Origin of the sequence: Thalassotalea sp. SU-HH00458 (genome assembly GCF_040362795.1) — a bacterium.
Lineage (GTDB): Bacteria > Pseudomonadota > Gammaproteobacteria > Enterobacterales > Alteromonadaceae > Thalassotalea_H > Thalassotalea_H castellviae.
Map to the genome: position 1 here is coordinate 356987 of NZ_BAABWW010000004.1, position 13504 is coordinate 370490.

Sequence of the window (13504 nt, forward strand, 5' to 3'; positions counted from 1 at the left end):
TTTTAGCTAGTCTTCACTATTTCACTGGCAGTTAAACTTCACAAAGTGAATACGTATGCAAAAAGACTGCATACGTATTCATCAACTGATCGTTATCGGTCTAGTCAAACAGGTTGAACCAGTACGAAATTGACACGACAACTGTTCGAAAAGAAAACAACCTTTTATGTCATCATTAGCAGTATCGGTTAATTCTGGCGCAAAATGGTCATAAAAGCATCATCGGCAATTTTTGGAGAATTCTGCGCACTATCGCTAAAGTGCCATTTCGACGGTGTCTCATTGATCAAACGATAATCTCCCCCTTCGTCTTTATCCCAAGTGGTTAAATACAAATCAACCGCTAACCAGTCATCTATACCTAGTTTATCAGCGTGATAAATCATCTTAATTTCTTTGGATTGATGGTTTACTGTTATGATGGGTGTGTAATTTAAAATAGTACCTTCTTGAGTTGAAGAAGCACCATCTGTTGCAAAAACATAGTTTCCCCAACCAAAGGCTGAATGAGCAACATTCCATGTGCCTTGTTGAGGCATTGCGCTATTTAACAAAGGCAGAGCTTTGAGCCCTGAGGCCTTTTTATCATTAAAATAAATGGTTAGCGCTAAGTGATCGAAACCATTGGGTGGTGCCCAAGCATTTGAGATATCGCACATTTTAATCGTTAATTCTAGAATATTACCGCCGGTTCTCGCTTGAACTGAATCTATGTCTAAATAGCAGTTATCGGCTTGATAACCAGGTTTTATATATTGATCTGCTGGCCCTTTATCATCGCCAATAAGGTCATCGACAGCAGCCATGCCAGAAACAATGGTCGAATTCATCGAGTAAGTAAATTTGTTCGTTACATAATTTTTTTCCGGCCAAAAAATTTCTACGGCATGTTGATGATTGCCTAAGCCATCTAAAGGTAAATTGGTACGCCATTTTCCTTGAGCATCGGACGAAAATTTTTCTGCCTGTTCAATATTACCATCGATAATTTTGATTAATTCGGCATGCGGCGCCGTCGTCATACCTTGGATTATCGCAGACGTTACATTGTTAAACTCCGCAGGTATTGGGGCAACGCTAATCTCTTGTGTCATTGACTTAGATGGTTGACTAGCTCGACTATTGCCAATAAGCACTAAAATAGAACGCGCTGGCATTTCCATAGTCAATGTACCGTCTTCGGCAAAAGGCAAAGTTTTATCAATATTCTCAGCCAGTAAAATAGTCGGTTGATTATCCTCATCAAAACTGGTTGGCAAGCGGCTTAACAACGCGGTTTGCTCGGCACTATTTAAAATAACATAGGCTGTTTTACCGTTATATTCGCGCTTGTAGGCTAGTATTCCTGGCCCTGATGCATTTTCTTGAATAAATTCAATACTACCGCGACTAAACACTTTATGTTGAGTTCTAATTTTTGTCAGCGTTTGAATAAAACGAAACATATCAGACGCTTGATTAAATTGATCTTGCTCAGAGCCATACCCACCAGCAAACATCGCTTGGCGGCTTAAAAGATGCGCTTGCTCATCCCCTTGATAAATAACTGGAATGCCCGGAATCGACATCATAAAGGCATACGCTTGCTTGAAACCACTTAACGTACCATTCGCTAAAAAACGTTCAACATCGTGGTTATCAATAAAATTTACCGCTCTAAAGGGGTCTTTATACCATTTCATCGCCGCATCAACGCGATATGACAAATATGAAGTTGGACGCCCGCCGGCAAACACTTGCTTAATTTCATTATAAAGTGGAAAACTTAACGGCGCGTCAATACGAGGGTTCTCATCTGTGCCTAAATAATCGGTGATTTTCTTTTCCGCACGATCTGTAAAGGGTTGTGACATTTCAAAAATTTCACCGAAGGTAAAAAAATCGTTTCTACCCGTTGATTTAGCCGTTGTCACAATGCCATCATCGCCATGAAGAAAATCTTCATAAAATTCTTTTTCGACGTATTTTGCCGTATCAATACGAAATGCATCGACGCCAGCTTCTTTAATCCAATAGCCAAAAGAGTCTTTTAAGGCATTTCTCACCACGGGATTTTTGGTATTCATATCATCAAGACCCGAGGTTTGATAGGTTGTCTCTTGTTTATGTACCGTGATATCGAGTATTGAAGGAGTCCAGTTAAAAATATTCGCTTGTTGATGCTCCACTTTGTTAACGTCATGTTGAGTAAAAGGAAATTGACTGGCTGAAACGCTTGGAATTGAACCGGTATTTATTTTGAAATTCTGTTTAACATTCTGCTCATCATAATCACCATCATAATAAAAGAAGTTGCCGGTATGATTGACAACAATATCTTGAATTAAATACATGTTTTTAGCATGAAGTGATTTGGCTAATTGTTGGTAATCTTCAAGTTTACCGTAATGCTCATCAACGGACTTAAAATCTCTTGCCCAATAGCCGTGATATCCCCAAAATTCGGCAACAGGGTCCCACCATTGATTGGCAACTTGAGGCGTTGTCCAAACAGCTGTAGCTCCAAGCTGTTTGATATAATCTAGTTTATCGATAACCCCTTGTAAATCTCCGCCATTATACTTGTCTTTTGCTCCGCGTTCATAAACGCCAACGCCCTGATCACTATTATGTAAATTGCCATCATTAAAGCGATCAATCATTAAAAAATAGATGATTTGATCTTGCCATTTTGGCGATGCCACATGGAGCGGTCCTAGTTCAGCGGATGTTGACTTATCACTAGTAACCTTTTGATTCACTGTCGTTTTCGACAGTATATTTTTATCACTTTGTTTGGCTTCATTACATGCAAACAGTAAAGTAGTCGCCGCTACGGTTGCGATAATCTTTTTATTCAATAGCATCGTTTAGGGTCCATTAAAGATTGTTGACTCAAAAAAATCGACACTTTTTTGAACCATTGATTGTTAAATTTTTCTTTACCGATTAATGCAATATTGCCTGTGCCTTTCGCAATCTACTTTCACATGACAAATGCACTGTCCCGACTGAAAAATCACACTTATGGCACAAACGGCTTTCACGGTTTAAAAGTTAGTCCAATATCAGTTCCGGTAAAGGTGACATCGAGTGTTAATGTATTTAACTTGCTGTCATAAACACTAGTTAACTGTTTTTTCCCTTGATAAGCGTTTTCTAAATGTGAGGCATTATGAACAACTATTTTTAATTGTTTGTTTTCTTTAAGTTTTACTTCACCATTCTCGATATTGATATCAAAATTCACTTGCTCTTGATTTAACGCAGCTGTGAAATTAATTTGCTTAAAATCACCTTGTAAATATTGAGTACTGAGGCCGTCATCCTGATAAAGTTGAAAACTAGATTGTGGCGCACTGGCGTCAAACCAATAATGAATGACCAATTCATTGCCTGTATATGCTTGGGTATTTAACATATTAGGAGCATGAGGAATAATAGCCCCCGCTTTCACAAATACCGGAATTGTTTCTTTATTTACCGGTAACACCTGTTTACCCGCCGAGTATTTTCGATCCTGCCAATAATCAAACCACACGCCTTTCGGGAAAGTATATTCTAGTTGCTTAATACCAGGCTCTGTTACCGGAACAACCAAAAGATTGGGTCCCCAAAGATAAGCATCCGTATCTAAAAAGTTATCATCATTCGCATCATCGATAAAAAAACGTGGTCGCATCAAAGGTGTGCCTTGAGTGTGATTTTGATACGCAATGCTGTAGTTGTATGGCAATAACTGATAACGCCAGCTTAGCGCCGTTTTGATCAATTGACTTACTTCTTCACCATGAAAAACGGGCTCAGGTAGGGTTGCATCTTGTGAATGTGGTCGAAACACCGGTTGAAATGCGCCAAATTGTAACCAACGCACGTACAACTCTTCATCAAATTTTTCTGATTCGACAAAGCCCCCTAAGTCGGAATGAGTATAACCTAATCCTAACAGCCCCATTTGCAATGATAATTCGACCTGAGCACTCAGGGCTTGCCATGTTTTACTGACATCACCCGTCCATGGGATCATGCCGTAACGCTGACTGCCTGCAAAGCCCGAACGCATCATAATAAACGGTCGTTGTTGGGGACTCGCTTCACGAAAACCAGTGAAAAGCGTTTTCGCCCATTGATGGCCATAGACATTATGCACTTCATCTGCATAAGCATGTTGTCCTGTTTCGCTTAATTGATGAATAGCGTGTTGTGGGTGTACTTCAGGCTCACCAAGATCGCCCCAAAAACCTGCCACGCCCCAATCTAATTGCTTTTGATAGAATGACCAAAACCAACTTTGTCCATTCTTTGAAAAAACATCAACTAACGAGGTATTACCGAAATAAAAATCAAAGGTCACCGGTTTACCTGCTTTGTCGATAGCAAACGCTTGGTTTTCAGCACCAGATTGCCAATTCTTAGAAGTAGTAAGAATAAAAGGTTCACTTATCAGTATGGTATTGATCCCAATCGCTTTAAAATCTTCAATCATTTTTTCGCCGGTTGGAAACGTTGTCCTGTCCCAATCAAGGTTTCCCATGTGCCCTTTAACATCGGCACCAAACCAAAATAAATCAAAAATTATCGCATCCAAGGGCATCTGTTGCCTTTGATATTCAGCAACCACTTCTCTTGCTTGTGCTTCACTGCGGTAACCAAAACGTGAAGCCATGCTACCCAGTGCCCAAATAGGCGGCATCGGCTGCTTTCCGGTTGCATGGGTATAATGATTAATCAGCGATTGATAACTATCTGACATGGCAACTAAGTATGCCGACCGTCCTGCTTGTGAATCAAATTGTAAAATGTCTGATTGACTCGCGCCTAAATCAAGATACGCTTTGGCACTATTATCAAACATTAAAATATATTTATCGCTAGACATGACGCCAGGTAAACCAAAATACATTTGTTCAGAATGGTCTTGGTAGCCATAATGCGCTTGATTATATAGGGGTAATCTATGCCCTCTACGATCCATACCTAACACACGTTGACCACCACCAAAGAGCTTTTCTTCTGGTCTTAATTTAAAACGAAACCCTTGCGTTGTGTCTTGTTCAAAATAGCCAAGCTCTTCTGCTAACATTAATTTATTCTGATGAAAAAATGACAGCCTGACAGGAGATTTATCAATGACAACCGTTGCACTGCCACTGGTTAATGTTAAAGACTTTTCTTTATTCTCTAGGGTTGTGACAATTTTTTTGTTGTGCTTTTCGTCGAGAAGATAACTCGGTAATGGCTGAGCATCATTCAACACATAGTTAACATAAACGCTATTTTCGGTGACAAATTCAAGCGAAATCGTTCCTTGCTCAGTCGTTAACATGAGTTTATTGTCATGATGTTGGTAGTCAACTAATTGAGTAAATCCACTACGCACAGCAGGCGATTTTAACGGCGCCTTTATTAGTTGTTGTTCTTTATCAACCACCGCTTTATCAGAAGCAGTCATCATGTTTTCAACAGGATTATTTAAGTTACTAGGTAACGTTTGTCCTTTTGAAAATCCACTTACAAGGTAAATGGCTAACAGTAAGCCTGTCATGTTAATTTTTCGAATCATCGACTTTTTCCAACGGTTATTATGGTATTCATGCTGTTATCATAACGGCGTATTCTCACTGACATTTTATCGAATGCATAGAGCTTGGAGCCCGCCATCACTTATGTATTATTCGTTCAATATGCCCAGATAACACGCATAAATAAAGGTTGCCACTTCATGAATACGTATGCAGATACTTGTAATAAACATTCCCAAATCAATAAGATATCTGCTAATTAATTGACTTTATAAAATTTCTGTTGGCTTTTATTCCTAAGTGTTTCACATTAATTGTGAGACCAATACGGATGTTATCCAACCGCTATAAATTGGATAACCTAACGATGAAATTAACGCGCGTATTTACTTACACAGCAATCACTACCGTTTTATCTTTGACTTTTTTAGGCTGCGCATCGTCTTTCGATCAACCAGCACAACTCACCACCTTGGAAAATCATTCCAACACAACGTTTTATGGGACATTAGAGCCATACGCTGCTGAATCGGTATATTTTTTATTAACGGATCGTTTTGTTGATGGCGATAAAAGCAACAATCACGAAAACCAAGGTGGGAAATACCCCAGTTTTAACATTCCACTTATTGGCCCTGATGGACAAGAAGCAAATGTCGGCTACCTAGGAGGCGATTTTCAAGGAGTACTTAATAATGCCAAGTATATTCAAGATATGGGATTTACTTCGGTGTGGCTGACGCCTATTTTTGATAATCCCGATCAAGCATTTAGTGGCGGTGAGCAAGTGACATTTGGTGCTTATTACAAAGACGGCGGTAAAACGGGTTATCATGGTTATTGGGGCAGTAACTTTTATGAAGTGGATGAGCATTTACCCTCTGTAAATTTATCGTTTGCTGAGCTTACCTCGCAACTTAAAGAAGATTATAACCTTAATTTCGTGTTAGATATTGTTGGAAATCACGGTTCTCCCTCTTATAGCATGGTGGAAGATCAACCAAAATTTGCCGAAATTTATGATCAAAACGGCACGTTAATCGCCGATCATCAAAATATTCATCCCGAGAAACTCGATCCTACTAATCCGCTGCATAGCTTTTTTAATACCCATACAGGCTTAGCGCAACTTTCAGACATTAATGAAAATAATGAAGCCGTACTCGATTATTTTGAAGGTGCCTACCTTAAATGGTTAGCACAAGGCGCGCATGCCTTACGTGTTGATACGATAAAAGAAATGCCACATCATTTTTGGAAAAAATTGTTTGATCGTATTCGTCAACACCACCCCGATATTTTTATTTTTGGTGAAAGTTATTCCTACGATGCCGAGTTTATCGCCGAGCATACTCGACCGGAAAACGGTGGCGTTAGCGTGTTAGATTTTCCTGGTAGAGCAGCGATTACCAGCGTCTTTGAAAACCAAGACAGCAATTTCAAAGATATTTTGTCTTATTTACATTTAGATGATGGTGTTTATCAAAACCCGTATGAACTAATGACCTTTTACGATAACCACGATATGGCAAGAATGAATGCCAGTGATGAAGGTTTTATCGATGCCAATAATTGGTTATTTACCGCTCGCGGGATACCGGTAATTTATTATGGCTCTGAAATCAACTTTATGACCGGTTTACCAGAACACAAAGGCAATCGAAATTATTTAGGTCAACAAAGAATTGAACAAGCCAAAAAACACATCATTCACAATGAATTAACCCGTATTGCTCATATCAGAAAGCAGTCAGTTGCCTTGCAACGTGGTTTACAAATTAATCTCGAATTTTCCGGTGATCAAGCTAGCTTTTATCGTGTCTATCAGAACGAAGAAGAGAGCCAAACCGCGTTAGTGTTGTTAAACAAAGGGGATGACGACGCGGTATTTAATATTCAATCAATGTTGAGTAATGGTTTATGGGTTGATGCAATAAGCAACGAACAATTTGACGTAAATAGTAACCAGCCTGTTATCAAAACCCGAGTAAAAGGACATGGGGTAAAAGTACTCTTATTGAATAGTCTTATCGATCACCCGGAGCTGAAAGCACAATTAACTGCACAACAAAATAAGCTTCATCAAGTGCCGTTGTTGAAGTAACTTCGCTTATAAAATAAAAGGGTGACACTAAGCCAAGTGTTACCCTAAAAGGATAAAGTAATATCAAGTCAATTCTCACGACTTAACTAACAATGAAAGCCTTGTTGTTATCCCTTTCAAAACTCTGACCTACATGGTAACAAACTCTTCGGCAGAAGTTGGGTGGATAGCGACGGTATTATCAAAGTCAGCTTTCGTCGCCCCCATTTTCATCGCAACCGCAAATCCTTGTAACAATTCATCACTGCCAAAACCGATTGAATGAATACCAACAATTTTTTCTTCTTTACCAATACAGATTAATTTCATTCGCGTAGGGTCGCGATAATCTTCAGTGATCGCTTGATATAAAGCGGTAAATTGTGAGTTATAGACTTTAACTTGCTCTTCACCATATTCAGCAATAGCTTCTTTTTCCGTTAAACCAACCGTGCCAATAACCGGATGACTAAAGACTACGGTTGCAATATTTGAATAATCAAGACACTCATAAGGTTTATCATTGAATAATCGTTCACATAATCTGCGCCCAGCCGCCACCGCAACGGGGGTTAATTGTGCGCGTCCTGTGTTGTCACCCACCGCATAAATACCTTTTACATTGGTATTTTGATATTTGTCGGTTGGAATAAAACCTCGTTCATCTAATTCGATGCCGGTTGATTGCACATTAATATTATCCGTCGCTGGCTCACGACCAATCGCCCAAATTAATGTCTCTACCGGCCCCACAGATTTACCGTTTTCAAGGTGCACAGTAAGTTCGCCGTTTTCATGTTTTTCAATGTGGCTAGGCGTACTATGGTTATGAAGCGTCGGGCCATGTTTTGCCATCTGCTCAACCAAAGTATCACTGAGCATGTCGTCAAAACCACGCAAGGGTTTTTCTTTACGTACTAATAAATGTGCTTCTGAACCAAGGGCATGAAGCACGCCGGCAAGTTCAACGGCAATATAACCCGCACCAACTACTGCAACACTTTTTGGTTGTTCGGTTAAGGCAAAAAAACCATCTGAATCAATACCAAATTCAGCTCCTTTAATGTTTGGAATACTTGGGCGACCGCCTGTGGCAATAACAATATGATCAGCAGTGATTTGCTCGCCATTTACCTCTACGGTGTTTTTATTGATAAATTTGGCAAAACCATTAATCACAGTAACATCGTTACTGGCAAAGCCACGTGCATAAGCCGCATGAATTCTTTCGATGTATGCTTCTCTATTTTTAACAAGTTTTGCCCAATCAAAATTTTGTAACGGTGCTTGAAAACCATAATCAGCAGCATAATGTAAAGCATCGGCAATTTGCCCTGCATACCACATTGCCTTTTTCGGTACACACCCTACATTTACACATGTACCACCAATGTGTTTAGCTTCAATAACGGCTGCTTTTTTACCAAGCTTTGCAGCACGGTTTGCCGAGGCAATTCCACCACTACCTGCCCCAATGGCGAGAAAATCAAAATGTTGTGTCATGTGTAAGTTCCTAAATAAGTGTCATTTAATATATAAGACTCGATCAAATAAGATTCAAGTTCATCAATATGACGAAAAAGGGAAAATCATCTATCTTGGCAAGACTTCATCCGATGATATTAACAATAAGGCATGCCTTAACGCATTATTCTTTTACTAAATTTTCACGCCTTTTGCTGGCCTATCGGAAAAAATTATTAAACGAGCTGATTACTTTTGTTTCTTCTCTTGAATATCTAAACAAATGCACTTACATCTATAATTAAGATATTCAAAAATGTAGATAACCATGAGCAACCCACTTTTAGCGCAAGATAAACTACCCGCATTTTCTTTAATTAAACCTGAGCACGTCAAACCAGCCGTCGAAAAAGCGATTTCTGATTGCAAAAAAACCATTGAAGATGTTTTAACTCAAGCATCATTCACCTGGGATAATTTAGTCACACCTATTGATGAAGTGGATGATGTGTTAGGCAAACTATGGTCGCCGGTTTCTCATATGAATTCTGTGGTAAATAGTGATGAATTACGTGAAGCATATGAGTCTTGTTTACCTTTGTTATCTGAATACGGCACCTTTGTTGGTCAACATCAGGGCCTGTTCGAAGCTTATCAAAGCCTTGCAAATAGCCAAGAATATAAAACATTAGAGACTGCCCAGAAAAAAGTTATTGATAATGCCTTACGTGATTTTAAATTATCAGGCATTGCCCTTAACGATGAAGACAAAAAACGATACGGCGAAATTGTGACTCGCTTATCAGAGCTCAGCTCAACTTTTGGCAATAACCTTTTAGATGCAACACACGCTTATAGTGTAAATATTACCGATGAAGCAGAACTTGCTGGTTTACCAGATAGCGCCAAAGAAGCGGCGGCGGCCTTAGCAGCAGAACAAGAAAAACAAGGCTGGTTATTTACCTTAGACATTCCAAGCTATCTTCCCGTCATGATGTATTGTGATAATGCCGAACTGCGAGAAAAACTCTATCGTGGCTATGTAACACGCGCTTCTGATCAAGGGCCAAATGCCGGTGAATTTGATAACAGTGAAATTATGAATGAATTATTGGCGCTACGTCATGAATTATCTCAATTGCTTGGCTTTAATAATTTTGCAGAAAAGTCGATTGCCACCAAAATGGCAACCTCAACCGATGAAGTGTTGGGATTTTTAGAAAACTTAGCTGAAAAATCAAAAAAACAAGGACAACAAGACCTTGATGAAGTGAAAGCATTTGCACAAGCTCAATTTGGCCAAACAGAGCTGCAAGCTTGGGATCTGCCTTATTACAGTGAAAAATTGAAACAAAACCGTTATGCGATTTCAGATGAAGAATTACGCCCTTACTTTCCAGAAAACAAAGTCGTCTCAGGGTTATTTGAAGTGGTACATCGCTTGTTTGGCTTAACCATTCAAGAAAAATCAGGTATTGATACTTGGCATAAAGATGTCAAATTTTATGAAGTCTTTGATGAAAGTCAGCAACTGCGCGGCAGTTTTTATCTAGATTTATACGCACGTGCTAAAAAACGTGGCGGTGCTTGGATGGATGATTGTGTAGGACGTCGAGCATTAGCCAATGGCGATATTCAATATCCTGTTGCTTACCTCACCTGTAATTTTAATAAACCCGTAGGTGATAAACCGGCATTATTTACTCATGATGAGGTGGTTACATTATTTCATGAATTTGGCCATGGTATTCATCATATGCTTACACAAATAAACGCCAGCGGTGTTTCGGGCATCGATGGTGTGCCTTGGGACGCGGTTGAATTACCCAGCCAATTTTTGGAAAACTGGTGTTGGCAGCCTGAAGCACTCGCCTTTATTTCAGGACATTTTGAAACCAATGAGCCATTACCTCAAGCAATGCTTGATAAAATGCTAGCGGCTAAAAATTATCAATCAGCAATGCAAATGCTTCGACAGCTTGAGTTCAGTATTTTTGATTTTACCATGCATGCCGAATATAACCCCAATAATAACAACAGCGAGTACATCCAAGAAATATTAAACAAAGTACGTGATAAATATGCCGTGATCACCGCCACTGACTTTAATCGCTTTCAACATAGTTTTAGTCATATCTTTGGTGGCGGTTATGCCGCTGGCTATTATAGCTACAAATGGGCAGAAGTGTTATCTGCTGATGCCTTTAGCCGCTTTGAAGAAGAAGGAATTTTTAGTCGCGCCGTAGGACAAGACTTTTTAGAAAACATTCTTGAAAAAGGCGGTTCGCAAGAACCCAGTGAGTTATTTAAAGCGTTTAGAGGGCGTGCGCCTCAAATAGACGCACTATTACGTCATTGCGGAATAAATGGTTAAGCTTTACCACCATGAGATTTAGATAAAACCCATCTCATTTAGACGGGTTTTATCTAACGGCCATTCTCAAAAAAATTCTATATAGGATATAATAAGGTTAATTAATTAAATTAAACCAATCAGCACCCTGGAAGTGAGCATTGCAAGAATATCTAATCAGCATGTCATATTTTTCTGCACTTTCAATTGTGTGTATTGTGCTATATGCCTTTACCTATTTTCTTCCTACGCCTGAAAATCAGAACAAAGCCCGCTCAACTTTTTATTTTAGGTTGTTGTTGTTATTTACCATTGCCGCCTTCGAAGCCATTTTATTGCGCTTTGAATATTTGCCTATCGCCTCTGCAATAGTAACTAATTTATTTATTTTATTGATTTCATATTTATTAATGTTCGCTATATATACTCGTTACGATTGTGAAATAACGTTGCGACATTATCTAGCGTGTACCATTCATAGCGTATTTTTTATTGGCTTAATATACTTAGCACAAATATATCTCAATGCTGGCTATTTAAGGTCAGCTTTGGTTTTAATGAATATCTTCATTCCGTATGCATTAACCCTTAGAAAATGTAATCAACAATTTAAAATGCATCGGGTGGGTGACCGTATTTTATATGGTTCGTTATTACTCACTTTACTTATTTTTGTCGTTTATGTTGTTTTTTATGCTTTATTTTTCTCTGATGAAAAACATGTGCCGCTTTCCTTATATTTTACGGCACTGTTGAGTTTTATTTGTATTCTATTTTTTGGATTTGCCTTAAGTATTATCTACTCGCTAGTTGGCAAATTAAGAAAAGAAATTATCACGGATAAATTAACGGGGGCAAAAAATAGAAATTACCTCACCGATGTTGCAGAAAAAATGTATTCATTGGCAAAACGTCGTCAAGAACCTCTTTCGGTCATTTTATGCGACATCGATAGTTTTAAAAAGATCAATGACAGTTATGGTCACTCTGCTGGCGATAAAGTGTTAGTCAGTTTTTCTCATGTTATTGAATCATCTTTGCGCACTGAAGATATCTTGATCCGGATTGGTGGTGAAGAATTTATTATTTTATTACCCTACAACGATATTGACAAAGCGTTGCTTACCGCAGAAAGATTGAGGAAGGCAATCAATGAAGAAAACATCGATATTGGTGGCAAGAATATTCAAATATCCGCCAGCTTTGGTGTCGTGCAAGTAGATACTACGAAAAGTATTGACGATAATATTAATCATGCTGATATCGCTTTATATGAAGCAAAAAGAAGTGGCCGTAATAAAGTGATCGCGTATAGTCGCTAAAATTCATCGTTAAACTACACAATAAAACAATCAATAAGACATTCAATAAAAAACAATAATAAGAGTATTTCATGGAATCATGGCAAAAAATTTATCAGCGCGCTTGTCAGCGTAAAGGCGGCGAACAAGCATTAACGTTATTACTCGGTGAAGGTAATCATGACCAGCGGTTAAAACAGTTAACGGATGATCGCCTTTTATCCGCGTTCACCAAAAAAATATTCCAAAGTGGTTTTGTCTGGCGAGTTGTTGAAAATAAATGGCCCAATTTTGAAGAAAGTTTTTTTAATTTCGATATTGAAAAAATATTGATGATGCCGGAAGAAATGCTCGAAAGAAAAGCGGCCGACCCTAAAATCATTCGAAATTTTAATAAAGTAAAAACAATAAAAGCCAACGCGCAAATGATATTTGAGCAACAAAATAGTGATGAAAATTCGCAACCAAGCTTCTCTGCCTTTATTGCCGATTGGCCAACAGAAGATATCATTGGCTTATGGGCATACCTTAAAAAACATGGTCAACGTTTAGGTGGAAATACCGGTCCGTATGCACTGCGCGCATTAGGAAAAGATACTTTTATACTTTCTCGAGATGTGGAAGCCTATTTCCGCGCACATGATTTAATCAGTGGCGGTATCCAAACAAAGTCAAGCCTCGCCACTATTCAACAATGTTTTAATCAATGGCAGCAAGAATCTGATTTATCCCTGAGTCAGTTGAGCCGATTAATCGCCTTTGCAACGGGCGACAATAATGTTCAGGTAGAGTAGTCACTAAA

General features: G+C 38.8%; 7 protein-coding genes. 4 read left to right on the forward strand and 3 right to left on the reverse strand.

All coding sequences use genetic code 11. From position 1 onward, the window contains the following. Positions 1 to 188: 188 nt before the first annotated feature. Together ABXH06_RS08535 and ABXH06_RS08540 are read right to left on the reverse strand one after the other, a co-directional pair. Positions 189 to 2846 carry an alpha-amylase family glycosyl hydrolase gene (locus tag ABXH06_RS08535; RefSeq protein ID WP_353517949.1) on the reverse strand — a complete coding sequence of 886 codons (2658 nt, stop codon included), beginning with the start codon at positions 2844 to 2846 and terminating at the stop codon, positions 189 to 191. A 176-nt stretch (positions 2847 to 3022) separates the two neighbouring features. Further along, positions 3023 to 5542 carry a glycoside hydrolase family 31 protein gene (locus tag ABXH06_RS08540; RefSeq protein WP_353517950.1) on the reverse strand — a complete coding sequence of 840 codons (2520 nt, stop codon included), beginning with the start codon at positions 5540 to 5542 and terminating at the stop codon, positions 3023 to 3025. 326 nt (positions 5543 to 5868) lie between these two features. Here ABXH06_RS08540 and ABXH06_RS08545 point away from each other — a divergent pair, with 326 nt between their 5' ends. Continuing rightward, the gene (locus tag ABXH06_RS08545) at positions 5869 to 7605 is read left to right on the forward strand and encodes an alpha-amylase family glycosyl hydrolase (protein ID WP_353517951.1); all 1737 of its coding nucleotides are present in this window, start codon (positions 5869 to 5871) and stop codon (positions 7603 to 7605) included. 129 nt (positions 7606 to 7734) lie between these two features. Here ABXH06_RS08545 and gorA read toward each other — a convergent pair whose 3' ends face one another. Then, positions 7735 to 9087 (reverse strand): glutathione-disulfide reductase, encoded by a 1353-nt coding sequence (gorA, locus tag ABXH06_RS08550; protein ID WP_353517952.1) that lies wholly within the window; start codon positions 9085 to 9087, stop codon positions 7735 to 7737. A gap of 289 nt (positions 9088 to 9376) precedes the next feature. On the opposite strand from gorA, the gene prlC reads away from it, so the two are divergent. The 3 genes from prlC (at position 9377) to ABXH06_RS08565 (ending at position 13496) form a co-directional block, all read left to right on the forward strand. Next, positions 9377 to 11422: an oligopeptidase A gene (gene prlC / locus ABXH06_RS08555; protein ID WP_353517953.1), complete on the forward strand. Its 2046-nt coding sequence runs from the start codon at positions 9377 to 9379 to the stop codon at positions 11420 to 11422. Between the two features lie 140 nt (positions 11423 to 11562). Beyond that, a complete protein-coding gene (locus ABXH06_RS08560) occupies positions 11563 to 12723 on the forward strand; it encodes a GGDEF domain-containing protein (RefSeq protein ID WP_353517954.1) in 1161 nt (386 codons plus the stop codon). A gap of 71 nt (positions 12724 to 12794) precedes the next feature. Then, a complete protein-coding gene (locus tag ABXH06_RS08565; protein ID WP_311580943.1) occupies positions 12795 to 13496 on the forward strand; it encodes a DNA-3-methyladenine glycosylase I in 702 nt (233 codons plus the stop codon). The last annotated feature ends 8 nt before the right edge of the window (positions 13497 to 13504 follow it).

Coding starts and splice junctions, on each gene's coding strand:
- ABXH06_RS08535 (WP_353517949.1), bottom strand. CDS start 2,846: ATGCTATTGAATAAAAAGATTATCGCAACCGTAGCGGCGACTACTTTA.
- ABXH06_RS08540 (WP_353517950.1), bottom strand. CDS start 5,542: ATGATTCGAAAAATTAACATGACAGGCTTACTGTTAGCCATTTACCTT.
- ABXH06_RS08545 (WP_353517951.1), top strand. CDS start 5,869: ATGAAATTAACGCGCGTATTTACTTACACAGCAATCACTACCGTTTTA.
- gorA (WP_353517952.1), bottom strand. CDS start 9,087: ATGACACAACATTTTGATTTTCTCGCCATTGGGGCAGGTAGTGGTGGA.
- prlC (WP_353517953.1), top strand. CDS start 9,377: ATGAGCAACCCACTTTTAGCGCAAGATAAACTACCCGCATTTTCTTTA.
- ABXH06_RS08565 (WP_311580943.1), top strand. CDS start 12,795: ATGGAATCATGGCAAAAAATTTATCAGCGCGCTTGTCAGCGTAAAGGC.